Origin of the sequence: Chromobacterium haemolyticum DSM 19808, from assembly GCF_000711885.1 — a bacterium.
In the GTDB taxonomy this organism is placed as follows: domain Bacteria; phylum Pseudomonadota; class Gammaproteobacteria; order Burkholderiales; family Chromobacteriaceae; genus Chromobacterium; species Chromobacterium haemolyticum.
Window position 1 is genome coordinate 69,818 of record NZ_KL543996.1, and the last position, 26,827, is coordinate 96,644.

At 62.3% G+C, this 26,827-nt stretch carries 25 protein-coding genes and 1 tRNA gene; 19 read left to right on the top strand and 7 right to left on the bottom strand.

Annotated features, from left to right (window positions below):
• Positions 1-8: 8 nt before the first annotated feature.
• Complete coding sequence (locus BR71_RS21805) at positions 9-770, bottom strand: AraC family transcriptional regulator (RefSeq protein WP_208854926.1); 762 nt, start codon at positions 768-770, stop codon at positions 9-11.
• Between the two features lie 247 nt (positions 771-1,017).
• Positions 1,018-3,051 carry a glycoside hydrolase family 3 protein gene (locus BR71_RS21810; RefSeq protein ID WP_043642162.1) on the bottom strand — a complete coding sequence of 678 codons (2,034 nt, stop codon included), beginning with the start codon at positions 3,049-3,051 and terminating at the stop codon, positions 1,018-1,020.
• Between the two features lie 431 nt (positions 3,052-3,482).
• On the opposite strand from BR71_RS21810, the gene dusA reads away from it, so the two are divergent.
• The 9 genes from dusA to recG all read left to right on the top strand — a co-directional run bounded on the left by dusA (position 3,483) and on the right by recG (position 12,639).
• The gene (gene dusA, locus BR71_RS21815) at positions 3,483-4,511 is read left to right on the top strand and encodes a tRNA dihydrouridine(20/20a) synthase DusA (protein ID WP_052371008.1); all 1,029 of its coding nucleotides are present in this window, start codon (positions 3,483-3,485) and stop codon (positions 4,509-4,511) included.
• 334 nt (positions 4,512-4,845) lie between these two features.
• Complete coding sequence (locus BR71_RS21820) at positions 4,846-5,916, top strand: ABC transporter substrate-binding protein (protein WP_019104484.1); 1,071 nt, start codon at positions 4,846-4,848, stop codon at positions 5,914-5,916.
• 204 nt (positions 5,917-6,120) lie between these two features.
• On the top strand, positions 6,121-6,714 hold the full coding sequence (gene rdgB, locus BR71_RS21825) for an RdgB/HAM1 family non-canonical purine NTP pyrophosphatase (RefSeq protein WP_019104483.1): 594 nt from the start codon (positions 6,121-6,123) through the stop codon (positions 6,712-6,714).
• Positions 6,715-6,763: 49 nt separating this feature from the next.
• Positions 6,764-7,975: a radical SAM family heme chaperone HemW gene (hemW, locus tag BR71_RS21830; RefSeq protein ID WP_043642165.1), complete on the top strand. Its 1,212-nt coding sequence runs from the start codon at positions 6,764-6,766 to the stop codon at positions 7,973-7,975.
• Positions 7,975-8,355, top strand: coding sequence for a RidA family protein (locus tag BR71_RS21835; protein WP_043642167.1), 381 nt, complete (start codon positions 7,975-7,977; stop codon positions 8,353-8,355). Before hemW ends, BR71_RS21835 begins: the two co-directional genes overlap by 1 nt.
• 240 nt (positions 8,356-8,595) lie before the next feature.
• Positions 8,596-9,054, top strand: coding sequence for a DUF4124 domain-containing protein (locus BR71_RS21840; RefSeq protein ID WP_043642171.1), 459 nt, complete (start codon positions 8,596-8,598; stop codon positions 9,052-9,054).
• Positions 9,051-9,887 carry a PhzF family phenazine biosynthesis protein gene (locus BR71_RS21845; protein WP_043642173.1) on the top strand — a complete coding sequence of 279 codons (837 nt, stop codon included), beginning with the start codon at positions 9,051-9,053 and terminating at the stop codon, positions 9,885-9,887. The genes BR71_RS21840 and BR71_RS21845 overlap by 4 nt, the downstream gene beginning before the upstream one ends.
• Positions 9,888-10,074: 187 nt before the next feature.
• The gene (locus BR71_RS21850) at positions 10,075-10,503 is read left to right on the top strand and encodes a DUF2147 domain-containing protein (RefSeq protein ID WP_043590748.1); all 429 of its coding nucleotides are present in this window, start codon (positions 10,075-10,077) and stop codon (positions 10,501-10,503) included.
• Between the two features lie 87 nt (positions 10,504-10,590).
• Positions 10,591-12,639: an ATP-dependent DNA helicase RecG gene (gene recG / locus BR71_RS21855; protein WP_052371010.1), complete on the top strand. Its 2,049-nt coding sequence runs from the start codon at positions 10,591-10,593 to the stop codon at positions 12,637-12,639.
• A gap of 406 nt (positions 12,640-13,045) precedes the next feature.
• On the opposite strand, the gene BR71_RS21860 is transcribed toward recG, so the two are convergent.
• The 5 genes from BR71_RS21860 to pstS form a co-directional block, all read right to left on the bottom strand.
• Positions 13,046-14,500, bottom strand: a complete 1,455-nt coding sequence (locus BR71_RS21860; protein ID WP_043642176.1) for an inorganic phosphate transporter — start codon at positions 14,498-14,500, stop codon at positions 13,046-13,048.
• A gap of 255 nt (positions 14,501-14,755) precedes the next feature.
• Positions 14,756-15,520 carry a phosphate ABC transporter ATP-binding protein PstB gene (pstB, locus tag BR71_RS21865; RefSeq protein ID WP_043590752.1) on the bottom strand — a complete coding sequence of 255 codons (765 nt, stop codon included), beginning with the start codon at positions 15,518-15,520 and terminating at the stop codon, positions 14,756-14,758.
• 12 nt (positions 15,521-15,532) lie between these two features.
• Entirely contained in the window at positions 15,533-16,426 is an 894-nt protein-coding gene (gene pstA / locus BR71_RS21870) for a phosphate ABC transporter permease PstA (RefSeq protein WP_143330180.1), read from the bottom strand.
• Between the two features lie 35 nt (positions 16,427-16,461).
• Positions 16,462-17,424, bottom strand: coding sequence for a phosphate ABC transporter permease subunit PstC (gene pstC / locus BR71_RS21875; protein ID WP_019103115.1), 963 nt, complete (start codon positions 17,422-17,424; stop codon positions 16,462-16,464).
• Between the two features lie 67 nt (positions 17,425-17,491).
• Complete coding sequence (pstS, locus tag BR71_RS21880; protein WP_043642181.1) at positions 17,492-18,535, bottom strand: phosphate ABC transporter substrate-binding protein PstS; 1,044 nt, start codon at positions 18,533-18,535, stop codon at positions 17,492-17,494.
• Positions 18,536-18,723: 188 nt separating this feature from the next.
• Here pstS and tpiA point away from each other — a divergent pair, with 188 nt between their 5' ends.
• The 10 genes from tpiA (at position 18,724) to nuoG (ending at position 26,825) form a co-directional block, all read left to right on the top strand.
• A complete protein-coding gene (gene tpiA / locus BR71_RS21885; RefSeq protein ID WP_043590756.1) occupies positions 18,724-19,470 on the top strand; it encodes a triose-phosphate isomerase in 747 nt (248 codons plus the stop codon).
• A 1-nt stretch (position 19,471) separates the two neighbouring features.
• The gene (gene secG / locus BR71_RS21890) at positions 19,472-19,822 is read left to right on the top strand and encodes a preprotein translocase subunit SecG (protein ID WP_043590758.1); all 351 of its coding nucleotides are present in this window, start codon (positions 19,472-19,474) and stop codon (positions 19,820-19,822) included.
• Between the two features lie 17 nt (positions 19,823-19,839).
• Positions 19,840-19,924 (top strand) — tRNA-Leu (locus BR71_RS21895).
• Positions 19,925-20,018: 94 nt separating this feature from the next.
• The gene (locus BR71_RS21900) at positions 20,019-20,375 is read left to right on the top strand and encodes an NADH-quinone oxidoreductase subunit A (protein ID WP_019103472.1); all 357 of its coding nucleotides are present in this window, start codon (positions 20,019-20,021) and stop codon (positions 20,373-20,375) included.
• On the top strand, positions 20,366-20,842 hold the full coding sequence (locus BR71_RS21905) for a NuoB/complex I 20 kDa subunit family protein (protein ID WP_019103471.1): 477 nt from the start codon (positions 20,366-20,368) through the stop codon (positions 20,840-20,842). The genes BR71_RS21900 and BR71_RS21905 overlap by 10 nt, the downstream gene beginning before the upstream one ends.
• An 11-nt stretch (positions 20,843-20,853) precedes the next feature.
• Complete coding sequence (locus BR71_RS21910; protein WP_019103470.1) at positions 20,854-21,450, top strand: NADH-quinone oxidoreductase subunit C; 597 nt, start codon at positions 20,854-20,856, stop codon at positions 21,448-21,450.
• Positions 21,443-22,696, top strand: a complete 1,254-nt coding sequence (locus BR71_RS21915; protein ID WP_043590760.1) for an NADH-quinone oxidoreductase subunit D — start codon at positions 21,443-21,445, stop codon at positions 22,694-22,696. The genes BR71_RS21910 and BR71_RS21915 overlap by 8 nt, the downstream gene beginning before the upstream one ends.
• Positions 22,696-23,196 carry an NADH-quinone oxidoreductase subunit NuoE gene (nuoE, locus tag BR71_RS21920; protein WP_019103468.1) on the top strand — a complete coding sequence of 167 codons (501 nt, stop codon included), beginning with the start codon at positions 22,696-22,698 and terminating at the stop codon, positions 23,194-23,196. The genes BR71_RS21915 and nuoE overlap by 1 nt, the downstream gene beginning before the upstream one ends.
• Positions 23,196-24,491, top strand: coding sequence for an NADH-quinone oxidoreductase subunit NuoF (gene nuoF, locus BR71_RS21925; RefSeq protein WP_019103467.1), 1,296 nt, complete (start codon positions 23,196-23,198; stop codon positions 24,489-24,491). The genes nuoE and nuoF overlap by 1 nt, the downstream gene beginning before the upstream one ends.
• 3 nt (positions 24,492-24,494) lie before the next feature.
• Entirely contained in the window at positions 24,495-26,825 is a 2,331-nt protein-coding gene (gene nuoG / locus BR71_RS21930; protein WP_043642183.1) for an NADH-quinone oxidoreductase subunit NuoG, read from the top strand.
• Positions 26,826-26,827: the final 2 nt, after the last annotated feature.

Below are 26,827 nucleotides of genomic sequence, written 5' to 3' on the forward strand. Positions count from 1 at the left end.
TTATGAGCTCAGGAGAAGTACTGGCTGGGGGCCGCGTTCATAATGCGGCGGAACATGGAGGAAAACGCGCCGGGGGTTTCGTAGCCCAGGTCGGAGGCAATCAGGGTGACCGGCTCGCCGGCGCCCAGCCGCGGCAGGGCCGCCATTGCGCATACTTGTTGGCGCCAGTATAGATAGGACACGCCCAACTCCTGTTGGAACAAGCGCGCCAGCGTGCGGCTGGACGCGCCCACCAGTTCCGCCCATTCGCTCAGGCCGCGGCGGTCGCCTGGATTGGCCAGAATCGCCGAGCATACCCGTTGCAAGCGCGGGTCGCCCAGCGGGGGCAGTGGCAAGGCCGTTTCGCTGGACCATTCGATTTCGTCGATCAGTAAATCCAGCAAGCGGCCTTCTTTTTGGTTGTCGTGGGGAATGGCGTGCGTGCGCATCAGGCGGATGATGATTTCCCGCATCAGCGGCGAAATGGCGATGGCTTTGGAGTGACGCGGCAACTGCGCCAAGTAGCGGGGGGACTGTATGTACAGCGTGCGCAAGGACACCGTGCCGCGGGCACGCATGCTGTGCTCCACCGCCGGGGGCATCCAGACGCCGCGCTGCGGCGGCACCAGCCACAGGCCGTCGGAGGTAGACAGCTCCATCACGCCGGAGACGGCGAAAATCAGTTGGCCTTCGCGGTGTTGGTGGCGGCCGACTTGATGACCGCTGGGAAAGTCCTTGGACATGCTCCACGCGGCGAAGTCCGGCAGGACAGCGTTGGATTCTATGGCCATGCGCTTGCTTTCTTATTTGAGGGTAGCCCGGTTCCGCGCGGCTTGCGGCCCTGTTGTGCGGGCGTCTTCAGCCGCGAGTTCAATCTCATGATACTGCAGCGCACAAAATATTCATACAGTATAAATTGTGTCTATTTCGATGCGAATGCCTTGGGGTTGCGGCTCCGCCCCCGCAAGGACAAAAGAAAACACCGCGGCCGGAGGGCCGCGGTGCGTTAGGAGGAGGGTTAAGAAGAGCGATGCTTCGTCAGAACCTCAGCCCAAAACCGCGCGCGTAGCGCAACGCGCCCGGCTGGCCGTTTTCATCCAGCGCATGGATGGCCACCGGCAGCTTGCCGCCCGGCGGGTTCGCGCCCAGCATGACGTCCACCAGCGCCGGCATGGAGGGCCCGCGCAGGCCGTTCTCATAACCGTAGTAGGAGTAGGTGGCCAGCGTGGCGTCTGCCAGATCGTCGTAATTGATCACGTCGTAAGGCGCGCGCAAGGTCACGTGGATCAGCTTCTTGCCTTGCCGTTTGGCGTATTCCATCGCATTGCGCATTTGTTGCGCCTCGCTGAGCGGCGGCGCGGACAGGCTGCGGGCGAAACGGGTTTGCAAGGACGGCAGGTCTTCCGCCACGTTGAAGACCAGGGAGCCGTTGCCGGACATCGGCGCCGACGCCGCTTCAGTCGGCAGGCTGCGTTTCAGTCGAGGCGCAAGGGCCGGCGCGTTGGGGTCGCCGTTGCGCTCCACCGGGCTGACGCCGGTGGCCAGGGTGCCGATGACGACCACGTCGGCCTGATCGATCGCCTGTTTCTGGGCCTCCCACGGCGTGGCGCTCAGCTTGGCGCCGCTGACTTGGCGATAGCCTTTCTCATCAAAGCGGCGACGCATCGCCTCGGCCTGCTCGCCCCAGGGCGTCAGGATGAAGATGCGCTGGCTGGGCGAGCGCAACGGCAGCGCCGCGCCCTGATTGCGCAGCAGGGTGATGGATTGCCGGGTGATCTTATCTTCCACCGCGCGGTGTTCCGCACCGCCTATGGTGCTCAACTCCGGCAACGGCTTGGCTTCGCCGGCAGGGGTGACCTCGTTGCGCAACTTCATCGCCACGATGCGCCGCACCGAGCGGTCCAGTTCGGCGCGGTCTATCCGTCCGTCCGCCACCGCGGCGGCTACTTGGTCGATTAATTGACGCAGCCGGCCGGCTTGCGCGGCGGTGCGGAATTCGGTGGGCATCAGCGCGATGTCGACATCGGCCTGGAACACCTTGATTACCGCGTCGGCCTGCTCGAAGAAATCGCTGATGCCCTTCATGTCCAGCGCGTCAGTGACGGTGACGCCCTGGTAGCCCATCTCGCCGCGCAGCAGATCGTGCTGGATTTTGCGCGACATGGTCGCCGGCGCGATCATGCGTTCGCCGTTGCGGGCGGTGATTTGGCTGTTGTCCAGCGCCGGGTACTGGATGTGGGCGGTCATGATCATCTCCGGGGGCTGGCCGGAGGCGATGGCTTGGCGGTAGGGCGCCAGGTCGATGGCGTAGGCGTCGGCGCGCGATTTGTTGACCACGGGCAGACCGTAATGGGAGTCGGTGGCGGTGTCGCCGTGGCCGGGGAAGTGTTTGAAGGAGCCGATCACGCCTTGCTCGCGCATGCCTTGCGTCGTGGCCTGGCCCAGCAGGCTGATGGTGGCGGGGTCGTCGCCGTAGGCGCGGACATTGATTACCGGATTGAGCGGATTGCTGTTGACGTCCACGTCCGGGGCAAAGTTGACGTTGAAGCCGACGGCGCGGATCTCGGCGGCCAGCACGCGGCCGGAGTCGCGGGCCAGGCCACTATCCCGAGTTGCTTCATAGGCGGCGCCCAGCGCCATATTGCCAGGAAAGCTGGTGGCCAGCGGACGCGGCAAGCGGAAGACATTGCCGCCCTCCTGGTCAGAACCAATCAACAGGCCGACCGGGCTGTTTTGCGGCCGCGCCTTGCGGATCTGCTCGGACAGGCGGCGGGTTTGCTGCAGATCGGTCAGATTGTTGGCGAACAGAATCACGCCGCCGATGGCGTTGTCGCGCAAGGAGCGGCTGGCGGCTTCCGGCAGTTCGGTCATGCCGGCGGTGCAGGCGGGCTGATCGTCCGGGCACCAGTAGCGGAAGGCCATCATGATTTTCTGGCCGATTTTCTCGCGGGGGCTCATTTGTTCGACGATGCGCGCGGCTTGCTGTTCGACGCTGGGCTGGTCCAGGCAGCCGCTCAACAGCGCCGGCAATAGCATCAGCGCCGGTAAGCGCAGGGAGTATGGTTTAAACATGGGTCAACCTTGTGCTGAAGTGGAAACATCCGGAATGACGGGCAGGCCCGCCCGACAGCCTGCAACGCTGGTCCGGCGGACAGGCGCGAGGGCTGGATTCTCTTTTCATGAATATATTCATTTGTGAATGATTCTTGTTAGTAATGGATTGGCACGCCAGACACCCCTGCCAGGGCGCGTCCGGCGCGAAGATGCGGTCGCCGTAGTTAAAGCTTATGAAATTCAATTCTTGAAAAAGTTGCCTGCGGGGGAGAATCGTTGGGCCATAATCGCCATATCCCTTTGATTGCTCGGTGTTTTTGCCTAAATGCTTGACCCTTGTTCGGGTGCGGGAGGATAATTCATGCCTTTTTTCAAACGCTTAGCGCGATGGCGGGCCGGTCTGCAGCCGGCGCTGAGCGGCGATCTGGTTTCGGGTGGATATGGATACGATGCAGGACAGCGGAGTGCAGCATTCTAGGGTTGGGAACAGCGACGGCTTGCCGCCGCGCCGTCTATCGGTGGCGCCGATGCTGGATTGGACCGACCGTCACTACCGCTATTTCGCGCGTCAGATCACTCGGCATGCCTGGCTGTACACCGAGATGGTGACCACCGGAGCGTTGTTGCATGGCGACGTTGAACGCCACCTGCGTTTCGACGAGGCGGAACATCCGCTGGCCTTGCAACTGGGCGGCAGCGAGCCGGCGGAGCTGGCGCGTTGCGCCAAGCTGGCGGCGGAGTGGGGCTACGACGAGGTCAATCTGAACGTGGGCTGCCCGTCGGAACGGGTGCAGAAAGGCGCTTTCGGCGCCTGCCTGATGGCCGAGCCGCAGCTGGTGGCCGACTGCGTCAAAGCGATGCGCGACGCGGTGTCCATTGATGTGACGGTCAAGCACCGCATCGGCATCGACCGCATCGAGCATTACGATTACCTGAGCGATTTCGTCGGCCAGGTGGCGGACGCCGGCTGCCGCACTTTCATCGTGCATGCGCGAAACGCCATTCTCAAAGGCCTGAGCCCCAAGGAAAACCGCGAAATCCCGCCCTTGAAATACGATTACGTCTATCGGCTGAAGCAGGAGCGTCCGGATCTGGAAATCCTGATCAACGGAGGCGTCAAAAGCCAGGCCGACATTGACGAGCATCTGCGCCACGTCGACGGCGTGATGGTGGGGCGCGAGGCCTACCACAACCCCTGGCTGATGGCGGATTGGGACCAGCGCTACTACGGCGTCGCCGCCGCGCCGGAGCGAGAACAGGTGGTGGCCGCGATGATGCCCTATGTGGCGGCGCGTCTGGCCGAGGGCCACAAGACACGCAATATCGCCCGCCACATCCTGGGCCTGTTTCAGGGCATTCCCGGCGCGCGCAACTGGCGGCGCATGCTGTCCGACGCCAAATTGCTGGACGGCGCCGACGAGCGCCTGCTGCAACAGGCGCTGGAGGCGACGCTGGGCGCAGCCCGCCGCGCCGAATAAACCGCCTGGCCGTTGCGGCCAGGAACGGATTCGCGGCGCCGGGGTCTGCTGTAGCAAGGCGAGAGCGTTGCTCTTGCTGAGGCAGGGCCCGACGCCGCCGTATTTAAGAGCTTGTTCAAAGTCTCGCTGGTTAGCGCGAGACAAGACCGAAACCGTTGAAGAAGCGTTAATGCGCCTACCGCGCATGGGCATCAGAACGCGACGCTTGTCGATGCTAAGCGGACTTTGAACAGGTTCTACGTCGCGGGGCTTCCCAAGAGGGAAACCCGCCATGGCGGCTTGCCGCCTTTTCTGTTCGCCATGCTGGTCATGGCCGTCTGGAGGTGAATCTGAATTGAAACCGCTGAAGCTTGTCCTATTGTCCTCCATCCTGTCGTCCGCCGTCTGGGCCGGACCCAAGGACGTCTTGCACATCTATAACTGGAGCGGCTCACTGTCGGACGCCATCCTCCGTCAGTTCGAGAAAAGCTGTGATTGCCGCGTGGTGCAGAATTACTACGGCGACAATGAGGAAATGCTGGCCAAGCTGGCGGCCGGGGCCAAGGGTTACGACATGGTGTTTCCATCCAGCTTCGTGATCCAGGCGATGAGCAAACAGAAGCTGCTGCGGCCGCTGGATCACGCCAAGCTGCCGAATCTGAAGAACGTCGACCCCGCTTACTTGTCCCAAAGCTATGATCCCGGCAACCGTTACACCGTGCCCACGGTGCTGTCGCTGACCTCGGTCGGCTACAACGCGGAGCGCTTGCAGAAACTGGGCATCGATCCGCACAGCTGGTCCGTGATCTTCGATCCCAAGGTGCTGCAGAAGATCAAGGGCAAGGTCACCGTGCTGGACAGCTCGCGCGAGGTGTTCGCCGCCGCGCTGTTCTACCTGGGCAAGAACCCGAACACCGCCAGCCAGGCGGATTATCGCGCGGCGCAGGCGGTGATCAAGCAGGCCAAGCCCTACTGGGCCACCTTCTCCAACGCCAGTTATCTGAAAGAGCTGGCAGTGGGCAATATCTGGGTGTCGCTGGGCTATTCCACCGAGTTCTTCCAGGCCGCCGAGGACGCGCGGCAGGCCAAGCGCCGCTTCCACATCGCCAATGTGGCGCAGAAGGAAGGCAATGAACTGGGCGTGGACACCATGGCGGTGTTGGCCAGCGCCAAACGCCCGGACCTGGCGCATCAGTTCATCAACTTCATGCTGGACGGCAAGAACGCCGCCCAACTGACCAACCTTAACGGCGCCACTAATCCGGTTAAAACCGCCGCCCCCTTTTTCCGCGCGGATTTGAAAGCCCATCCGGTGATCGATCCGACGCCGGACACCGTGAAGAAATGGACGGTGCTGCGTGAGCTGACGCCGGTGGAACGGCGCTCGCTGGCGCGGATGTGGACGGAAGTGAAGGTCAGCCGTTAAGCTTGTTTTGAACAAAGTCTGCTGCGCGTCGGCGATACGGCGTTGAAAACGGCTTCGAAATGCTCATGTACCACTTGTACATTCCGCTTTCTCAGCTGTTTTCGCCTTGTCTCGCGCTAGCTCGCGAGACTTTGAATAAGTTCTTATACTTATGTCCGCAGCCCCGGCGTCGTCGGGGCTGCGTTGCATTCGATGGAGTTCTCAATGTTCGACAAATTAGTGATGGCCAGCAACAACGCCGGCAAGCTGAAGGAATTCTCCTCGCTGCTGGCGCCGCTGGGCATACAAGTGATTCCGCAGGTGGAACTGCAGGTGCCGGAATGTCCGGAGCCCCACCACACTTTCCTGGAAAACGCGCTGGAAAAAGCGCGCCACGCCAGCCGCATGACCGGCTTGCCGGCGTTGGCCGACGACTCCGGCATCTGCGTCGAGGCGTTGTCCGGCGCGCCGGGCGTGTATTCGGCCCGCTACGCCGGCGAGCCCAAGTCCGACGCCGCCAACAACGCCAAGCTGGTGGCGGCGCTGCAAGGCGAAGCCAACCGCCGCGCCTGGTATTACTGCGTGCTGGTCTTGGTGCGCCACGCCGACGATCCGCAGCCGCTGGTGGCGGACGGCATGTGGTTTGGCGAGGTGAAAGACGAGGCGGCCGGCACGGGCGGCTTTGGCTACGATCCACATTTCTGGCTGCCGCAACACGGCTGTAGCGTGGCCGAACTGGATGCGGCGGAGAAGAACCGCGTCAGCCACCGCGGCCAGGCGATGCAGGCGCTGCTGGCCAAGCTGCGCGCGCTGGCATGAAGCCCTTCCTTCCTTTCTGCGCCCGGCTGAAGCGACAAGGAGCCGCAACGTGCAGGTGACCAAGATCTCGCTGTCCGCGCTTGGGGGCTTGGGCGGGCAGCCCGCTTTGACGGAGCTGCCGCCGCTGTCGCTGTACATCCATTTCCCGTGGTGCGTGCGCAAGTGCCCGTATTGCGACTTCAATTCGCACGAGCCCAAGAGCGGTTTCGACGAGATGGCCTATGTCGACGCCTTGCTGCGCGATCTAGAATTCAGCCTGCCGGAAGTCTGGGGCCGTCCCTTGACCAGCATCTTCATGGGCGGCGGCACGCCCAGCCTGTTCTCGCCGCAGGCGATGGACGCGCTGCTGGCCGGCGTGCGCGCGCGCATGCGTCTGCAGCCGGATGCGGAAATCACCATGGAAGCCAATCCCGGCACGTTCGAGGCCGAGCGTTTCCGCGGCTACCGCGAGGCCGGCATCAACCGCTTGTCCATCGGCATCCAGAGCTTCAAGCCTGCGCATTTGCAGGCGCTGGGCCGCATCCATGACGGCGAGGAGGCGCGTCGCGCCATCGACATCGCGCTCAGCCACTTCGACAACGTCAATCTGGACCTGATGTACGCGTTGCCGGGGCAGACCCTGGACGAAGCGCTGGCCGATCTGGACACCGCACTGTCCTATGGGATTACTCATCTGTCCGCCTATCACCTGACGATAGAGCCCAACACCCTGTTTGCCGCAGAGACGCCGCGCAATCTGCCGGACGACGAAGTGTCCGCCGATATGCAGGAGGCGATCGAAGCGCGGCTCGCCGCCGCCGGTTTCGAGCACTACGAAACCTCGGCCTTCGCGCGGCCGGGCCGCCGCGCGCGGCACAATCTCAACTACTGGCAGTTCGGCGACTATGTCGGCATCGGCGCCGGCGCCCACGGCAAGATCAGCAGCCACGCGGGCATTGTCCGTCAGATGCGTCACAAGCAGCCGGCCGCCTATCTGAAAGCGGTGGCCGAGGGCAAGCCCTTGCAAAGCAGCCGCAAGGTGACGCGCGACGAACTGCCGTTCGAATTCATGATGAACCTGCTGAGGCTGACCGAAGGCTTCGAATTGCGCCTGTTCCAAGAGCGCACCGGTCTGCCGCTGTCCGGCATACAATCCGCGTTGACGCAAGCCGAGGCGCAAGGCCTGATTGAGCGCGACGCCGTGATGTTGCGGCCCACGCTCAAGGGCCAACGCTTCCTCAATGACTTATTAACCCTGTTCCTGAAAGAAGGAGATGAATAATGGCTAAGGAAATCATTCACACCGACAAGGCCCCGGCCGCCATCGGCGCTTACTCGCAAGCCGTGAAAGCCGGCAACACCGTTTACTTGTCCGGCCAGATCCCGCTGGACCCGGCCACCATGAACGTGGTGGAAGGCGGTTTCGCCGCTGAAACCCACCAGGTGTTCAAGAACATGAAGGCGGTATGCGAAGCCGCCGGCGGCAGCCTGGACCAGATCGTCAAACTCAACGCTTACCTGACCGACCTGTCCAATTTCGCCACCTTCAACGAAATCATGGGCCAGTATTTCAGCCAACCCTTCCCGGCGCGTGCCGCCGTGGGCGTGGCCAGCCTGCCCAAGGGCGTGTTGGTGGAGGCGGAAGCGGTTCTGGTGCTCTAAGAGCCTGTTCACGATCTGCTGCGCGTTGGCGATACGGCGTTGAGAACAGCTTCAGAAGGCCCGTGTACCGTGTGTACACTCCGCTTTCTCAGCCGTTTTCGCCTTGTCTCGCTCTTGCTCGCGAGATCGTAAACAGGCTCTGAGCAGCCCAACTGCTCGAAATGTCAGACCACAAGGCGGCCCAGGCCGCCTTTTTTCATGTTAACTATCCGGATCGTTCATTCCTGCCGCGGAGGTCGCATGAGCATCTGGATCGCACTGTTGTTATTGCTGCCGGGCCTGGTCTGGGCCCAGGTTTACAAATGTCGGGACGCGGAAGGCGGATTGACCTACCGCGACCGGGCCTGCGCCGACGGCGGCGCGGCGGAAGCGTTCCGGCCGCCCCCGTTGAGCGTGGTGGAACAGGATGAGCGCCAGCGCCGGGGCGTGGCCGAGTCCCAGGCCCAAAGCCGGCGCTGGGCCGCCGAAGAGGCGCGCGAGGCCCGGCGGCGACAGGCGCAACGCAGCCGCGCTGAGAGTGCGCAAGCGCGGGAACTGGACAAAGCGCGTCGCCGCTGTCATGGTCTGGAGCTTCAACAGCGGCGCTTGCGGCAGTCCTTGGCGGCGGCGCCGGCCAGGAAGTCCCTGGCCGAGCGTCTGGCCGGCGTCGAGGAAAAACTGGCCGCGGCGGCGTGTCATCCATTCCGGGAGGGGGCATGAGCGGGTATTCGTTCGAATTGGTCAATGTGTTCGCCGAGGAGCGCTTCGGCGGCAATCCACTGGCGGTGTTCTCCGACGCCAGCGGGCTGGACGAGCGCGAGATGCAGCTCTTGGCCAGACAGATGAATCTGTCGGAAACCGTATTTTTGTTCCCGGACGGGGAGGCGGCTGCGCGGCTGCGCATCTTCACCCCCAGCCAGGAACTGCCGTTCGCCGGCCATCCCACGCTGGGCGCGGCGGCGGTGCTGCATTGGCGCGGGGAGCTGGACTCCCGCTTTCAGTTGCGCACCAACGCCGGCCTGATTCCCATCCTCCACAGCGACGGCGTTTACACCTTGCGGGCGAACCCGCCCAGCGCGCGCGCCGCCGGCCTCAGCCGTGCTCAGGCCGCGGCGATGCTGGGGCTGGACGAGGAGGACATCGCGCTGGAGCCAGTATGGGTGGACACCGGCAGCGAACAGCTGCTGATTCGCGCCGCCAGCGCCGGCGCGGTGTTGCGCGCCCGTCCGGTGCATGCCTTGCTGCTGCGCGACGCCACCTTGAGGCCGGGGCGCAGCGTCGCCTATCTGTGGCACGAGGACGGCGGCGTCGCCACCGTGCGGCTGTTTTTCGAACAGCGGGGCGCAGTGCTGGAAGATCCAGGCACCGGATCGGCCTGCGCCAATCTGGGCGGCTGGTGCGCGCTCAACGGCCTGGGACCCTTGCAGTGGCGGGTGGAGCAGGGGGCGGCGCTGACGCGGCCCAATGTGCTGCATCTGCAAGTGGACGCCGAGGGCGGCATCCTGGTGGGCGGGCGAGTGCATAGGGTAGGGCGTGGAGAGATATCTTTGTGAGTTTCATCGCTCTTCGTCTCCATTCTTGACGGCGGCATTGGCTGTTGGCATCCTAGAGCCGCTGCTCCAAACCAACGTTTCTTTTCGGCGTGCCGGCTATTCCGGGGCGGCGTTCTGATAATTAAAAGGCCGATGCGGCCGCCCGTTCGCGGAGCGGCCTCTCGGCCCGACTCGCGAGGAAATCAAGATGAGCAAATTCGCCAAAGCCGCCTGCCTGGCGTCCGTGCTGGGCCTGTTCAGCCACATGGCGCTGGCCGACAGCGCCGCCGGCGTCTGGAAGACGATAGACGACGAAACCAAGCAGGCCAAGGCCCTGGTGCAGATCACGGAAAGCGCCAGCGGGGAACTGAACGGCAAGATCATCAAGCTGTTCGCCAACCCGGAAGCGGTGTGCGACAAATGCGAAGGCGATCGCAAAGGCAAGCCGGTAAACGGCATGCAAATCCTCTGGGGGCTGAAGAAAGACGGCGCCGAGTGGGGCAGCGGCAAAATTCTGGACCCCAAGTCCGGCAAGATCTACACCTCCGGCGCCAAGCTGATCGAAGACGGCAAGAAGCTGCGCGTGCGCGGCTACATCGGCCCCTTCTTCCGTTCTCAGGTGTGGGAGCGTCAGTAAGCGCAAGCGCCGCGGCGCGGCGAGAATGAGCAAGGCGGGAGCGCGAACAGCTCCCGCCTTTTTCTTTATTGGGTACAATCGCTGCTGATGAGCTCCCTAATCGACCCCGCCAATCAGCCGCCGGCCGTGGCGCCGGCACTGGCCAAGAAGCTGGAAAAGCTGGGCATACGCCGCCGTTTCGACCTGGTCCTGCATCTGCCGCTGCGCTATGAGGACGAGACCCATCTGTACGCCATCGCCGACGCGCCGTACGGCCAGGCGGTGCTGGTGGAGGGCGAGGTGATCGCCCATGAAATCCAGTTCCGGCCGCGCCGTCAGCTGGTGGCGCGCATTGAGGACGCCAGCGGCAGCCTGGTGCTGCGCTTCATTCATTTCTATCCCAATCAGGTCAAGCAATTCACCACCGGCAACCGGGTGCGTGCCTTGGGCGAGATCCGCCGCGGCTTCGCCGGCGACGAGATGGTGCACCCCAAAATCCGCGAAGTGGGCAATGGCGCGCCGCTGGCGGACAGCCTGACTCCGATCTATCCCACGGTCAACGGCCTCACCCAGCCGGCGCTGCGCAAGCTGATCCATGCCGAGCTGGACAGCCAGCCTTTGGGCGAGACGTTGCCGGAGGAACTGGCCGCGCCGTTGCGGCTGACGCCGTTCGCCGAGGCGATCCGCCTGCTGCACTTGCCAACGCCGGATTACAGCGCCAGCCAATTGGCCGACCCGAGACTGCCGGCTTGGCAGCGGCTCAAGTTCGACGAATTACTGGCGCAGCAGCTGTCGATGCGTTTGGCCTATCGCGCTCGACGACTGGGCCGCGCGCCGCCGCTGCGTGGCGACGGCACGTTGAGCCGAGCGTTGGTCGAGCGCCTGCCGTTCTCGCTGACTGGCGCGCAGCAACGGGCCTTGGCTGAAGTCCGCGCCGACCTGACTCAGCCGCATCCGATGCACCGTCTGTTGCAAGGCGACGTGGGCAGCGGCAAGACCATCGTCGCGGCCCTAGCGGCCTTGACCGCGATTGAATCCGGCTACCAAGTGGCGCTGATGGCGCCGACCGAGATTCTGGCCGAACAGCACTTCCTCAAACTTTCCGCCTGGCTGGAGCCCTTGGGCGTTCCCGTGCGCTGGCTGGCCGGCAGCCTGCGCAAGAAGCAAAAGCAAGAAGCGATGGCGGCGATCGCCAGCGGCGAAACGCGGCTGGCGGTGGGCACCCATGCCTTGTTCCAGGACGAGGTGGCCTTCCATCGCCTGGGCCTGGTCATTGTCGACGAGCAACACCGTTTCGGCGTCGGCCAGCGGCTGGCGTTGAAGGAGAAGGGCGGCGAGCCGCACCAGCTGATGATGTCGGCGACGCCGATTCCGCGCACGCTGGCGATGAGTTTCTACGCCGACCTCGACGTGTCGGTGATAGACGAACTGCCGCCGGGGCGCACGCCCATCGTGACCAAGCTGATCAACAGCGCTCGCCGCGAGGAGATCGTCGCCCACGTGGCCAAGACCTGCGCCGACGGGCAGCAGGCCTACTGGGTGTGCCCGCTGATCGAGGAATCGGAAACCCTACAATTGCAGACCGCGGTGGACACCCATCAGCAACTCACCGCCGACCTGCCGCAGCTTGGCATCGGGCTGGTGCATGGCCGGATGAAGGCGGACGAAAAAGCGGCGGTGATGGCGGCTTTTGCCCGAAACGAACTGCAAGTGTTGGTGGCCACCACGGTGATCGAGGTGGGCGTGGACGTGCCCAACGCCAGCTTGATGGTGATAGAGCACGCAGAGCGCATGGGCCTGGCTCAGTTGCACCAGTTGCGCGGCCGGGTGGGGCGCGGCAGCGCGCGCAGCGTCTGCGTGCTGATGTTCGACAATCCGTTATCCGACTTGGCCAAGGCGCGCTTGAAAGTGATTTACGAGAATGTTGATGGTTTCGAGATCGCGCGGCAAGACTTGCTGATTCGCGGGCCCGGCGAACTACTGGGCGCGCGCCAGAGCGGCCTGCCCATGCTGCGCTTCGCCAATCTGGAAGAGGACCTGGAACTGTTGGAGGCGGCGCGGGAACTGGCGCCCTTGCTGCTGGAGCGCCACCCGCAGGCGGTGGACGCTCATCTGGACCGTTGGCTGGCCGGACGCGAGCAGTTTCTCAAAGCTTGAAGCCGGCTAAATGCTTGCTCCGCTTCGGCGGGATGGATGGATAAAGGGCGTGGAGAGCCGCTTCGAAATGCTCATGAGCCACGTTCACATTCCGTTTTCTCAGCGGTTCTCGCCTTGCTTGGCTCTGGCTCTCCAGCCTTGGAGCAGGCTTTCGAATAGGGCAAAAAAAAGCGCCTCGGCTGGGGGGCTGAGGCGCAAAGGGATTGCTGCAAACAACAAAGGAGAAACCATGATGAAGCGAGCAAATATTAGCAATTTATAAAATATTGGCACAAGCAGTGCCGGCTTAAAGCTTGACCCAGGTCAATCGAAAATTTTCCGACAAGGAAATGCCAAAAGAAAAAGCCACCGCAATGCGGTGGCTTTGACTTTCTCGACAGCCTTGAAGAGTCTGGCAAGACTTTTATTACAACCAGAGCGAGGCCACGTAGTACAGCCCGCCCGCCAGCAACATCGATACCGGCAGCGTGAACAGCCAGGCCAATGCGATCGAGCGGATAGTGGACATCTGCAAGCCGGCCTTGTCCGCCACCATGGTGCCGGCCACGGCGCTGGACAGCACCTGAGTGGTGGATACCGGGAAGCCGAACTGGCTGGCGAGGCCGATGGAGATGGCGGCGGTCATTTGCGCGGATACGCCCTGGGCGTAAGTCATGTCTTTCTTGCCAATGCCTTCGCCCACGGTTTTCACCACGCGGCGCCAGCCGACCATGGTGCCGATGCCAAGGGACAGCGCCACGGCGACGATCACCCAGGTGGGCGCGTATTCAGTGGTGGTGGTCAAATCCTTGCGCAGGTTCTGCAGCATCTGCTTGTCGTCGGCGGACAGCTTGGGCAGGGCGGAGGCCTTCTTGGCGGCGTCGTCCAGACACAGCAGTTCGGTGCGCACATTCCAGCGCTGTTCGGAGCTCAGCGCATGGTAGTCGCCGCCGTCGCCCATGGTGCTCAGCAGGCGCTTGACGGTGTCGCCGGTTTCCAGCGGGTGGCATTCGTACTGGCTGGAGCCCTTGGACGGCAGGATGATCTTGTTCAGTTCGACTTGATGACGTTCGTAGAACTTCTGCAAGTGAATGGCGGCGTCGCGAGTGCGGTCCAGTTGGTAGGGCGTGCTGTCCAGATCCAGCACGAACTTGGCCGGCACGATGCCGATCAGCACCAGCATGATCAGGCCCACGCCTTTCTGGCCGTCATTGGAGCCGTGGGCGAAGCTGACGCCCATCGACGACACGATCAGCATGAAGCGGGTCCAGAACGGCGGATGTTTGCGGCCTTCCACCTGCTGGCGTTGGTAAGGGGTCTTGTGCACATTGCTGTGAGGCCGGTAGCGCCGCAGCAGGATGACGATCAGCGCGGCGAGCAAGGCGCCCACCAGCGGCGAGGCCAGCAGCGAGGCGCCGACGTCGATGGCCTTGCTCCAGTTGATGCCATGGGACAGCGAAGTGCCGTGGATGAGGCTGTTGGCCACGCCCACGCCCAGAATGGCGCCGATCAGCGTGTGGCTGCTGGAGGCGGGCAGGCCGAAGTACCACGTGCCCAGGTTCCAGGCGATGGCGGCGGTCAGCAGCGCAAACACCATGGCCATGCCGCGGGTGGTGTTGATCGAGATCAGCAGGTCCACGGGCAGCAAGTGCACGATGGCGTAGGCGACGGCGAGGCCGCCGGTGATGACGCCGAGGAAATTGAAAATACCGGAGTAGAACACCGCGAGGCGCGGTTTCATCGACTGGGTATAGATAACGGTAGCCACCGCGTTGGCAGTGTCATGGAAGCCGTTGATGAACTCAAAGGCGAGCACGAAGCCCAGGGAAAGCACCAGGGTGATGGCGACGTGGGTCTCAAGCCCGGAAAACAGGTCCAACATGGTGAAATGTGCACACAGTATCGTAAAGGCGGGATTGTTGTGTCCAAGGCCAATGCCGTCAAGTACTTATAAAAAAAAAATAAATGGTGTCGTATTTGCCGGCAAACCATGTGGAATCGCCTTGACAGACCGGTCCGGGAGACCGGCTGATTTAGGCGGTTTTTTGCCGCCGTCATGGTAAATTGCGCTCGCGATAATGTTAAAAGCCGCCATGCCCGGAGAGGTCATGACGGCGGTCTGAGAGCCTGGACGGGATCAGCCGAACTTGCCGGTGATGTAGTCTTCGGTGGCCTTCTTCTGCGGGGTGGTGAAGATGGAGTCGGTGTCGCCGAACTCGATCAATTCGCCCAAATACATGTAGGCGGTGTAGTCCGATACCCGAGCCGCCTGCTGCATATTGTGGGTGACGATGGCGATGGTGTAGTCCTCTTTGAGCTCATGAATCAGCTCTTCGATGTGAGCGGTGGAAATCGGGTCCAGCGCCGAGGTGGGCTCGTCCAGCAGCAGCACCTCCGGCTTGGACGCCACCGCGCGCGCGATGCACAGCCGCTGCTGCTGGCCGCCGGACAGCGAGTTGCCGGACTGCTTGAGCTTGTCCTTGACCTCGTCCCACAGCGCGGCCTTGCGCAGCGCCCATTCCACCCGGTCCTCCATCTCGCCTTTGGACAGTTTTTCGTAGAGCTTCACGCCGAAGGTGATGTTGTCGTAGATGGACATCGGGAACGGGGTGGGCTTCTGGAACACCATGCCCACTTTGGCGCGCAGCAGGTTGACGTCCACGTCGCGGCCCAGGACATTGTGGCCGTCCAGCAGGATGTCGCCCTCGGCGCGCAGGCCGGGGTAGAGCTCGTACATGCGGTTGAAGGTGCGCAGCAGCGTGGATTTGCCACAGCCGGACGGGCCGATGAAAGCGGTGACCTTGCGCGAAGCGATCTCCAGCTGGATGTTCTTCAGCGCGTGGAAATTACCGTAAAAGAAGTTCAGATTCTTGACCTGAAGCTTGGAGTGGATTTCAGCCATGGTCTGCAAGCCTTAATGCGATTGGTTTTTCTGGCTGCCCATCCAGCGGGCAACGATGTTCAGCGTCAGCACGCTGAAGGTGATCAACAGGGAGCCGGCCCAGGCCAGTCTGTGCCAGTCCTCGTACGGGCTCATCGCGAACTGGAAGATCACGATGGGCAGGTTGGCCATCGGCTGGTTCATATTGCTGTTGAAGAACTGGTTGTTCAGCGCGGTGAACAGCAGCGGCGCGGTTTCGCCGGAAATGCGCGCCACCGCCAGCAGAATGCCGGTCAGCACGCCGGCCTTGGCCGAGCGCAAGGTGACGTGCAAGGTGACCTTCCACTGCGGCGCGCCCAGCGCCGACGCGGCTTCGCGCAGGCTGCCCGGCACCAGGCGCAGCATGTTCTCGGTGGTGCGCACGACAACCGGGATCACCAGGATGGCCAGCGCGAAGGAGCCGGCCCAGCCGGAAAAGTGTCCGACCGATACCACGTAGACTTCGTAGATGAACAGGCCGATGACGATGGACGGCGCGGACAGCAGGATGTCGTTGATGAAGCGGGTGGCCGGCGCCAGCCAGCCGCGCTGGCCGAACTCGGCCAGGTAGATGCCGGCCAGGATGCCGATCGGCGTGCCGAACAGGGTGCCAAAGGCCGTCATCATCAGGCTGCCGTAAATGGCGTTGGCCAAGCCGCCGGTGCTGCCCGGCGGTGGCGTGCTGGCGGTGAACACCTCCCAGTTGAGTCCGGACAAGCCGTGCTGAAGCAAGGTGCTCAGAATCCAGAACAACCAGAACAGGCCGAAGGCCATGGTGAACATCGACGCGCCCATATTGATGCGGTTCACCAGCCGGCGGCGGCGGTAAACGCTGCTGTCGGCCTTGGAGGAAATGGCGGATTGGGGCGGGCGCAGGGCGGAATTCATAACGGTTTGGCTCATGCGGTTAGCGTCTCTCGTGTTCAGGACGGGCGACCTTCCTGTTTCTTCAGGCGCAGCAACAACAGTTTGGAGCACGCCAGCACCACGAAGGTGATGAAGAACAGGATCAGGCCCAGTTGAATCAGGGAGGAGAGATAAAGCTCGCCATTGGCTTCGGCGAATTCATTCGCCAGAGAGGAGGCGATGGAATTGCCCGGCTCGAACAGGCCGGCGGCGAAGCGGGTGGAGTTGCCGATGACGAAGGTCACCGCCATGGTCTCGCCCAGCGCGCGGCCCAAGCCAAGCATGATGCCGCCGACCACGCCGGTCTTGGTGTAGGGCAGCACCACATAGCGCACCACTTCCCAGGTGGTGGAGCCCAGACCGTAGGCGGACTCCTTCAGCATCACCGGCACCACTTCGAACACATCGCGCATAACCGAGGCGATGAAGGGGATGATCATGATGGCCAGGATCAGCCCGGCGGTGAAAATGCCAATGCCCATCGGCGCGCCCTGGAACAGCACGCCCAGCAGCGGGATGTTGCCCAGGGTGTCGGTCAGCAGCGGCTGCACGTGGTCGGCGAAAATGGGAGCGAACACGAACAGGCCCCACATGCCGTAGATGATGGACGGAATACCCGCCAGCAGTTCCACCGCGATGCCCAGCGGCCGCTTCAGCCAGGTGGGGCACAATTCGGTCAGGAACAGGGCAATGCCGAAGCTGACCGGCACGCCGATCAGCAGGGCGATGAAAGAGGTGGCCAGGGTGCCGAAAATGGGCACCAGCGCGCCAAATTGCTCGTTGACCGGATCCCAGTCGCTGGTGACCAGAAACTTGAAGCCGAAGGCTTGAATGCTGGGCAGCGCGCCGATCAACAGCGAAATCAGGATGCCCACCAGCAAGGCCAGCACCAGGAAGGCGAAGAAACGGGTAACCCAGCGGAACAGATTGTCCAGCAGCAGCTGGGTTTTGATTTGCTGCGAGTGACTCAACTTTTGCATATGCATGCTCATTTATCAGACAAAAAGCCGGGGAAGCCTTCCCCGGCCTGCGTGCATGGTATGCGGCTCAGTTCCACACCGATTTGCCGCTGTTGTCGGCAATTTGCTTCCAGCTGGCGCGAATCACGCCCTTGATCGCGTCCGGCATCGGGATATAGTCCAGATCCAGCGCGGTCTTGTCGCCGTTCTTGTAAGCCCAGTCGAAGAATTTCAACACTTCGCCGCCTTGCGCCGGCTTGTCCTGCTTCTTGTGCATCAAGATGAAGGTGGCGCCGGCGATGGGCCAGCTGTCCTTGCCCGGCTGGTTGGTCAGCAGCAGGTAGAAGCCCGGCGCTTTTTTCCAGTCGGCGTTGGCGGCGGCGGCCTTGAAGCTGGACTCATCCGGCTTCACGAAGCTGCCTGCCTGGTTTTGCATCAGGCCGAAGGCCAACTTGTTCTGCTTGGCGTAGGCGTATTCCACGTAGCCGATCGCGCCCTTGATGCGGGTCACGTAGTTGGCCACGCCCTCATTGCCCTTGCCGCCCACCGGGTTGCCTTTCCAGCTGACCGCGGTGTTGGAGCCGACTTCCTTGGCCCAGTCCGGAGAGACCTTGGACAGGTAGTTGGTGAAGATGAAGGTGGTGCCGGAACCGTCGGAGCGACGCACCACGGAGATGCGCAGGTCCGGCAGTTTGACGCCGGGATTCAGCTTGGCGATGGCCGGGTCGTTCCACTTGGCGACTTTGCCCAAGTAGATGTCCGCCAGCAGCGGGCCGGTGAACTTCACCTGTCCCGGAGTGATGCCGGGCACGTTCAGCACCGGCACCACGCCGCCGATCACGGTGGGGAATTGGGTCAGGCCGGATTTTTCCAGCTCTTCCGGCTTCAGCGGCATGTCGGAAGCGCCGAAATCCACGGTCTTGGACTGGATCTGCTTGATGCCGCCGCCGGAGCCGATGGACTGGTAGTTCAGGTTGTTGTTGGTGCCGGCTTTGTAGGCGGCGGCCCATTTGGCGTACAGAGGGTACGGGAAGGTAGCGCCCGCGCCGGTGATGTCGGCGGCCGCGGCCGCGCCGGACAGGCAGACGGAACCGAGAACAAACGATGCGGCCAGACGAACAGACTGTTTCATGCCTACTCCTGAGAATGGATGAGGTGCGTGGTAATGGGCGCATGCTAAGACGGAAATTTTTCAGGAATATTACAAGTCGTGGAAACGGCTTTGTTTGCGGACAATCAATGTCAGCTGGATGTCGGTTTGAGCCAACAAGGCGGCTGCGGATATAATCGGCGGATATTCAAGAATCGCGGGAGGCGGAAATGGCCGGCAAGCTGGTAATTGGCAACTGGAAGATGAATACCCGCGCCGACAGCGCGCAGACGCTGTTGCAGGCGCTGCTGGCGGATGAGACGAGCAACCGCGATTGGGTGGGCGTGGCCGCGCCGGCCGTCTACTTGGCCGGCCTGGCGGAACGGCTGCGCGGTCAGCCGCTCCGGCTGTGCGCGCAGGATGTCAGCGCCTTCGATCAAGACGGCGCCTTCACCGGCGAAACCAGCGCCGCGATGCTGGCCGATATCGGCTGCGGCTACACTTTGGTGGGCCACTCGGAGCGCCGCCAGTATTTCGGCGAGAGCAACGCCGCTTTGTTGCGGAAGATGCGGAACGCCATCGCGGCCGGCCTGGTGCCGGTGCTGTGCGTGGGCGAGACCCTGGAAGAGCGGGAAGCCGGCCGTCAGCTCGAGGTGATTAGAGATCAGCTTGCGCTTCTGTCCGAGATAGACCATGGTGAATACGTTGTGGCTTATGAACCGGTCTGGGCGATCGGCACCGGCAAGGTGGCGACGCTGGCGCAAATCGCCGAAATCCACGGCGCGATCAAAAAATGGTGCTTGCAAAACGTCAAGGCCTCCGATAATATTCGCGTCCTCTACGGCGGCAGTGTCAAGGCAGAGAATGCCGAAGCGATTCTGGCGACTGAAAATGTCGACGGAGCCCTTGTTGGAGGGGCATCTCTGGACGCCGGTTCATTCAGGGCAATTTGCCAAGCCGCAGGAAAATTGATATAGTATGGAACTTATTAAGACGCTTATTTGGATCGTAAATCTCCTGTCTGCAGGGACTATTATCGTGCTGGTTTTGATGCAGCACGGCAAGGGCGCGGACATGGGGGCGGCTTTCGGTAGCGGCTCTTCCGGTAGCTTGTTCGGCGCGTCTGGTTCTGCGAATTTCTTGAGTAGGACAACCGCTGTCGCAGCGGCCGTGTTCTTCTCGACTTCCCTTGCTCTGGTTTTTCTGTCTGGGGGCGGAAAAAGCGATTTGGGCGTAATGGGAACCAAGGTTGAACAGGTTGCACCGCAAATCCCGGCCGGTGTGCCTAGCGATAAAGCTTCGGGTACGGCATCGAAAATACCGGAGTAACAATTAAAGCTTGCTGTGCCGACATGGTGAAATTGGTAGACACGCTATCTTGAGGGGGTAGTGGCGAAAGCTGTGTGAGTTCGAGTCTCACTGTCGGCACCACCATTCAAAAACAGGCCACCGGGACTCCGGTGGCCTGTTTTATTTGGAGCCAAAGGGGGGGTAACCCCCTTTATTTCGTGGGGGTGTACGGGAAATGCTGCAAAATTACTTTCCCATTCTGCTGTTTGTCATGGTCGGACTGTTGGTCGGCGTAGGCCCTATTTTATTGGGCAAACTGCTGGCTCCCAATCGTCCCGATCCTGAGAAACTGTCTCCGTATGAGTGCGGCTTCGAGGCTTTCGAAGACGCTCGCATGAAGTTTGACGTCCGCTATTATCTGATAGCCATCCTCTTCATCCTGTTCGACCTAGAGGTCGCCTTCCTGCTGCCGTGGGCCGTGGTGTTGAAGGAGTTGGGGACTTATGGTCTGGGCGTCATGGTGGAGTTCCTGGGCGTGTTGACCCTGGGCTTCGTCTACATGTGGAAAAAAGGAGCTCTGGAATGGGAGTAGAAGGTATTCTGGAGAAAGGGTTTGTCACCACAACGGCTGACAAGCTCATCAATTACACCCGAACCGGTTCGCTGTGGCCGATGACCTTTGGTCTGGCCTGTTGCGCGGTGGAGATGATGCATGCCGGCGCGGCGCGTTACGATCTGGACCGTTTCGGCATCGTGTTCCGTCCCAGCCCGCGCCAGTCCGATCTGATGATCGTGGCCGGCACGCTGTGCAACAAGATGGCTCCGGCCCTGCGCAAGGTTTACGACCAGATGGCCGAGCCTCGCTGGGTGATCTCGATGGGGTCCTGTGCCAACGGCGGCGGCTATTACCATTATTCCTATTCAGTCGTGCGAGGCTGCGACCGCATTGTGCCGGTCGACGTCTACGTGCCCGGCTGTCCGCCAACTGCAGAGGCCTTGCTGTACGGCATCATTCAGCTGCAGAACAAGATCAAACGCACCAACACCATCGCCCGCTAAGGTAGAAACTTATGGCCTCCAAGAAAATGGAAGCGTTAGGGTCGGCTGTGCAGCAGGCGCTGGGCGACAAGCTCGTGCAAAGCACGCTGGCTCTGGAAGAGCTGACCATTGTATGCAAGGCGGCGGATCTGATCGCCGTGGCGACCACGCTGCGCGACCACGCCGACCTGTCTTTTGAGCAATGCATCGATTTGTGCGGTGTGGACTACAGCGCGTACCGCGACGAGGTATGGGACGGTCCGCGCTTCGCCGTGGTCTACCATCTGCTGTCGGTCAAGCACAATCAGCGCATCCGCCTGCGCGTGTTCGCCGAAGACGACGCCTTCCCGGTGGTCGCTTCGGTCGTGGGCGTCTGGAGCGGCGCCAACTGGTTCGAGCGCGAGGCGTTCGACCTGTTCGGCATCGTTTTCGACGGCCATCCTGACCTGCGCCGCATCCTGACCGACTACGGCTTCGTCGGCCATCCGTTCCGCAAGGACTTCCCGCTGTCCGGTCACGTGGAAATGCGTTACGACCCGACACAACAGCGCGTGATTTATCAGCCGGTGACCATTGAGCCGCGTGAAATTACGCCGCGCATCATTCGCGAGGAGAACTACGGTGGCTGAAATCCGTAACTACACCCTCAACTTCGGCCCGCAACACCCTGCCGCTCACGGTGTGTTGCGTCTGGTGCTGGAACTGGACGGCGAAGTCGTCCAGCGCGCGGACCCGCATATCGGCCTGCTGCATCGCGGCACCGAGAAGCTGGCCGAGAGCAAGACCTTCATTCAGTCGCTGCCTTACATGGACCGTCTCGACTACGTGTCCATGATGTGCAACGAGCACGCGTACTGTCTGTCCATCGAGAAGCTGCTGGGCATCGAAGTGCCTGAGCGCGCGCAATACATCCGCGTGATGTTCGCCGAGATCACCCGCCTGCTGAACCACTTGCTGTGGATTGGCGCGCATGGTCTCGACATCGGCGCGATGACCGTATTCCTGTACGCCTTCCGCGAACGCGAAGACTTGATGGACTGCTACGAAGCGGTGTCCGGCGCGCGTCTGCACGCGGCCTACTTCCGTCCCGGCGGCGTGTATCGCGATCTGCCGGACAGCATGCCGCAGTACACCGTCTCCAAGATCAAGAACGCCCGCGAACTGGCCCGCCTGAACGAAGGCCGCCAGGGTTCGCTGCTGGACTTCATCGACGATTTCACCAAGCGTTTCCCGACTTATGTCGACGAATACGAGACTTTGCTGACCGACAACCGCATCTGGAAGCAGCGCACCGTCGGCATCGGCGTGGTGTCGCCCGAGCGCGCGCTGAACCTGGGCCTGACCGGTCCGATGCTGCGCGGCTCCGGCATCGCCTGGGATTTGCGCAAGAAGCAGCCCTACGATGTGTATTCCAAGCTGGACTTCGATATTCCCGTCGGCGTCAACGGCGATTGCTACGACCGCTACCTGGTGCGCATCGAAGAGATGCGCCAGTCCAACCGCATCATCCGCCAGTGCGTGGAATGGCTGCGTAAGAATCCGGGCCCGGTGATCACCGACAACCATAAAGTGGCGCCGCCTTCGCGCGAAGGCATGAAGGCCAATATGGAAGACCTGATCCACCACTTCAAACTGTTTACCGAAGGCATGCATGTGCCGGAGGGCGAGGCCTACGTGGGCACCGAGCACCCGAAAGGCGAGTTCGGCGTCTATCTGGTGTCCGACGGCGCAAACAAGCCGTACCGCATGAAGATTCGCGCGCCCGGCTACGCCCACCTTGCGGCGCTGGACGAGATGGCCAAGGGCCATATGATCGCCGACGTGGTGGCCATCATCGGTACGCAGGATATCGTGTTTGGGGAGATTGACCGCTGATGCTGTCCGCTGAATCGCTAGCCAAAATCGATCGCGAAGTCGCCAAATATCCCGCAGACCAGAAACGGTCCGCGGTGATGGGCGCCTTGCGCATCGCGCTGACTGAACGTCGCGAAGCGGGCTCCGCTCCGGAGGAGCGTTGCCTGAATACCGAGGTGATCGAATTCGTCGCCAACTACCTGCAGATTCCGCCGGTAGCCGCTTACGAAGTCGCCACTTTCTACAATATGTACGACATGAAGCCGGTTGGGCAGTACAAGATCACTGTCTGCACCAACTTGCCCTGTGCCTTGTCCGGCGGCGTCAACGCGGCTGAGTACATCTCCAAGAAGCTGGGCATCGCCATCGGCGAAACCAGCGCGGACGGCAAGTACACCTTGCTGGAAGGGGAGTGCATGGGGGCCTGTGGCGACGCGCCGGTCTTGCTGGTCAACAACCACAAGATGTGCAGCTTCATGACGCCCGAAGCAATCGATAAGAAACTGGCGGAGCTGAAATAATGGCAATCTTCGTCAATGGCGTGATTTTCGATGGCGTCGACACTTCCGATCCCAATTGCTGGCAACTGAGCGCCTACGAGGCGCGCGGCGGCTACCAGGCGCTGCGCCGCATTCTGGACAGCAAGATGGCCCAGGAAGACGTGATCGCCGAAGTGAAAAACTCCGGCCTGCGCGGCCGCGGCGGCGCGGGTTTCCCCACCGGCCTGAAGTGGAGCTTCATGCCGCGTTCGTTCCCGGGCGACAAATACGTCGTTTGCAATACCGACGAGGGCGAGCCGGGCACCTTCAAGGACCGCGACATCCTGCGCTTCAATCCGCATTCGCTGATCGAAGGCATGATCATCGCCGGTTACGCGATGGGCACCAAGGCCGGCTACAACTACATCCACGGTGAAATCTTCGCCGAATACGAGCGTTTCGAAGAAGCGCTGGATGAGGCGCGCAAAGCGGGTCTGCTGGGACAGAACATTCTGGGCTCCGGCTTCAACTTCGACCTGTTCGCCCATCATGGCTACGGCGCCTACATCTGCGGCGAGGAAACCGCGCTGCTGGAGTCGCTGGAAGGCAAGAAGGGACAACCGCGTTTCAAGCCGCCGTTCCCGGCCAGCTTCGGCCTGTACGGCAAGCCGACCACCATCAACAACACCGAATCGTTCGCCTCGGTGCCCTTCATTATCCGCGACGGCGCGCAGCCGTTCCTGGAAAAGGGCAAGCCGAACAACGGCGGCACCAAGCTGTTCTCGGTCTCCGGCCATGTGAACCGTCCGGGCAACTACGAGATCCCGCTGGGCACTCCGTTCTCCGAGCTGCTGGAAATGGCCGGCGGCATGCGCGACGGCAAGAAGCTCAAGGCGGTGATTCCGGGCGGTTCGTCCGCCCCCATTCTGCCCGCCGACGTCATGATGCAATGCACGATGGACTACGACAGCATCGCCAAAGCCGGCTCGATGCTGGGTTCCGGCGCTGTCATCGTGATGAATGAAGACGTGTGCATGATCAAGGCGCTGGAGCGTCTGGCCTACTTCTACCACGAAGAATCCTGCGGCCAGTGCACGCCGTGCCGAGAAGGCACCGGTTGGCTGTACCGTGTGATCCACCGCATCGCCAACGGCCAGGGCCGTCCGGGCGATCTGGAGCTTCTGGATTCCGTGGGCAACAACATGGCGGGCCGCACTATCTGTGCGCTGGCCGACGCCGCCGTGTTCCCGGTTCGCAGTTTCACCAAGCATTTCCGTCACGAGTTCGAGTACGCGATCGAACACGGAAAGACCTTGGTGGACCACAAATGGTGTTGAGCGATGCTTGAAATCGAAATCGACGGAAAAAAACTGACGGTCCCGCAAGGCAGCACCGTCATGGAAGCGGCCCACTCGGTGGGCACGTACATTCCGCACTTCTGCTACCACAAGAAGCTGTCCATCGCGGCCAACTGCCGCATGTGCCTGGTGGAAGTGGAGAAGGCGCCCAAGCCGTTGCCGGCTTGCGCCACCCCGGTGACCGACGGCATGAAGGTCCATACCCACTCCGACATGGCCAAGAAGGCCCAGGCGGGCGTGATGGAGTTCCTGCTGATCAACCACCCGCTGGATTGCCCGATCTGCGACCAAGGCGGCGAATGCCAGCTGCAGGATCTGGCCGTGGGCTACGGCAACTCCTCCTCGCGCTATCAGGAAGAAAAGCGCGTGGTGGTGGGCAAGGACATGGGCCCGCTGGTCTCGGCGGAAGAAATGTCGCGCTGCATTCACTGCACACGCTGCGTGCGCTTTACCGAGGAAGTCGGCGGCTTCCAGGAAATCGGCATGGCTCATCGCGGCGAGTTCTCCGAGATTCTGCCCTTCCTCGGCAAGACCGTGGATTCGGAAATCTCCGGCAACGTCATCGATCTGTGCCCGGTGGGCGCGCTGACCTCCAAGCCGTTCCGCTACAGCACCCGCGCCTGGGAGCTGTCGCGCCGCAAATCGGTCAGCCCGCACGACGGCCTGGGCTCCAACCTGATCGTTCAGGTCAAGAGCAATGAAGTGATGCGCGTGCTGCCGCTGGAAAATGAAGCCATCAACGAGTGCTGGATCGCCGACCGCGACCGCTTCTCCTACGAGGGCTTGAACTCGGCCGAGCGTCTGAAGCAGCCGATGATCAAGTTTGACGGCAAGTGGCACGAAACCGATTGGGAGACCGCGCTCAATTACGTGGTCAAGGGCCTGAACGGCGTGTCCGCCGATCACGGCAAGGACGCCATCGCTTTCCTGACCAGCCCGCACTCCACCACCGAAGAGCTGTATCTGGCGCAGAAGCTGGCGCGCGCCTTCGGCGTGGAAAGCATTGATTACCGCCTGCGCCGCAGCGACTTCGCCGCCGATGCGGCCAAGCAGGGCGCGGAATGGCTGGGCTCCAGCATTTCCGATCTGGCCGCGGCCAAGTCGGTACTGGTGGTGGGCTCCACGCTGCGCAAGGAACAGCCTCTGCTGACTTCGCGCCTCCGCTCAGCGGCCAAAAAAGGCAGCGAGCTTAATATTATCCACGTCGCCGACGACGACCTGCTGATCAAGATCAACGCCAAGCTGATCGTGTCGCCGCTGGCGCTGGTCAACGGCTTCGCTCAGGTGCTGAAGGCTGTGGCGGAAATCAAGGGCGGTGAAACCTCCGTTGATCTGTCCGCGGTGGAAGTCTCCGCCGAGGCGCGCCGCATCGCCGAAAGCCTGAGCGGCGCAGAAACCGCCGCCGTGGTGCTGGGCAATGTGGCTCAGCATCATCCGGCGTTCAGCCAGCTGCTGTCCGTGGCGCAGGAGATTTCGCGCCTGAGCGGCGCCAGCTTCGGCGTGCTGTCCGAGGCCGCCAACAGCGTGGGCGCGGAACTGGCGGGCGCGCTGCCGCAAGGCGCGGGCGCCAATGCCGCCGCGATGATCGCGCAGCCGAAGAAGGCTTACGTGCTGCTGAACACCGAAGTCGAGTTCGACAGCTACAACCCGCAGGCCGCCGTCGCGGCGATGAAGCAGGCCGCCACCGTGATCGCGTTGACCGCGTTCAAGGGTCAGGGCTTGCTGGATTACGCCGACGTGCTGCTGCCGATCGCGCCGTTCTCCGAAACCGCCGGTTCCTTCGTGAATATGGAAGGCAAGCTGCAGCCGTTCAACGGCGTGGTGCGTCCGTTGGGCGAAGCGCGCCCGGCCTGGAAAGTGCTGCGGGTACTGGGCAATATGCTGAATCTGTCCGGCTTTGAGTTCAACAGCGCCGAGGAAGTACGCGCCGAGCTGTTGGCCAAGGGCGACATCGCCGCGCGTCTGAACAACGCGCTGAGCCAGCTGAACGTCGCCGCTACCGCTGCTGCCGGTCTGAGCCGTATCGGCGAAGTGCCGCTGTATCAGGCCGACGCCATCTGCCGCCGCGCCAAGTCGCTGCAACAGACCCGCGATGCGGCCGAGCCGGTGGCTTCCGCTCACAGCGGCCTGCTGCAGAAGCTGGGCATTGCCGTCGACAGCACCGCATTGCTGAGCCAGGGTTCCGGCCAGGCGCGCGTGCGCATCGTCGCCGACGACCGCCTGCCGCAGGATACGGTCCGCATCGCCACCGCTCACGCGGCCACGCTGGCGCTGGGCGGCATGTTCGACGCTATCGAGATCACCCAGGGGTAAAG

Bases quoted from the DNA above. Each gene is read 5' to 3' on its own strand.
- BR71_RS21805 (WP_208854926.1), bottom strand. From the start codon at position 770: ATGGCCATAGAATCCAACGCTGTCCTGCCGGACTTCGCCGCGTGGAGC.
- BR71_RS21810 (WP_043642162.1), bottom strand. From the start codon at position 3,051: ATGTTTAAACCATACTCCCTGCGCTTACCGGCGCTGATGCTATTGCCG.
- dusA (WP_052371008.1), top strand. From the start codon at position 3,483: ATGCAGGACAGCGGAGTGCAGCATTCTAGGGTTGGGAACAGCGACGGC.
- rdgB (WP_019104483.1), top strand. From the start codon at position 6,121: ATGTTCGACAAATTAGTGATGGCCAGCAACAACGCCGGCAAGCTGAAG.
- BR71_RS21835 (WP_043642167.1), top strand. From the start codon at position 7,975: ATGGCTAAGGAAATCATTCACACCGACAAGGCCCCGGCCGCCATCGGC.
- BR71_RS21840 (WP_043642171.1), top strand. From the start codon at position 8,596: ATGAGCATCTGGATCGCACTGTTGTTATTGCTGCCGGGCCTGGTCTGG.
- BR71_RS21845 (WP_043642173.1), top strand. From the start codon at position 9,051: ATGAGCGGGTATTCGTTCGAATTGGTCAATGTGTTCGCCGAGGAGCGC.
- BR71_RS21850 (WP_043590748.1), top strand. From the start codon at position 10,075: ATGAGCAAATTCGCCAAAGCCGCCTGCCTGGCGTCCGTGCTGGGCCTG.
- recG (WP_052371010.1), top strand. From the start codon at position 10,591: ATGAGCTCCCTAATCGACCCCGCCAATCAGCCGCCGGCCGTGGCGCCG.
- BR71_RS21860 (WP_043642176.1), bottom strand. From the start codon at position 14,500: ATGTTGGACCTGTTTTCCGGGCTTGAGACCCACGTCGCCATCACCCTG.
- pstB (WP_043590752.1), bottom strand. From the start codon at position 15,520: ATGGCTGAAATCCACTCCAAGCTTCAGGTCAAGAATCTGAACTTCTTT.
- pstA (WP_143330180.1), bottom strand. From the start codon at position 16,426: ATGAATTCCGCCCTGCGCCCGCCCCAATCCGCCATTTCCTCCAAGGCC.
- pstC (WP_019103115.1), bottom strand. From the start codon at position 17,424: ATGCAAAAGTTGAGTCACTCGCAGCAAATCAAAACCCAGCTGCTGCTG.
- pstS (WP_043642181.1), bottom strand. From the start codon at position 18,535: ATGAAACAGTCTGTTCGTCTGGCCGCATCGTTTGTTCTCGGTTCCGTC.
- tpiA (WP_043590756.1), top strand. From the start codon at position 18,724: ATGGCCGGCAAGCTGGTAATTGGCAACTGGAAGATGAATACCCGCGCC.
- secG (WP_043590758.1), top strand. From the start codon at position 19,472: ATGGAACTTATTAAGACGCTTATTTGGATCGTAAATCTCCTGTCTGCA.
- BR71_RS21900 (WP_019103472.1), top strand. From the start codon at position 20,019: ATGCTGCAAAATTACTTTCCCATTCTGCTGTTTGTCATGGTCGGACTG.
- BR71_RS21905 (WP_019103471.1), top strand. From the start codon at position 20,366: ATGGGAGTAGAAGGTATTCTGGAGAAAGGGTTTGTCACCACAACGGCT.
- BR71_RS21910 (WP_019103470.1), top strand. From the start codon at position 20,854: ATGGCCTCCAAGAAAATGGAAGCGTTAGGGTCGGCTGTGCAGCAGGCG.
- nuoE (WP_019103468.1), top strand. From the start codon at position 22,696: ATGCTGTCCGCTGAATCGCTAGCCAAAATCGATCGCGAAGTCGCCAAA.
- nuoF (WP_019103467.1), top strand. From the start codon at position 23,196: ATGGCAATCTTCGTCAATGGCGTGATTTTCGATGGCGTCGACACTTCC.
- nuoG (WP_043642183.1), top strand. From the start codon at position 24,495: ATGCTTGAAATCGAAATCGACGGAAAAAAACTGACGGTCCCGCAAGGC.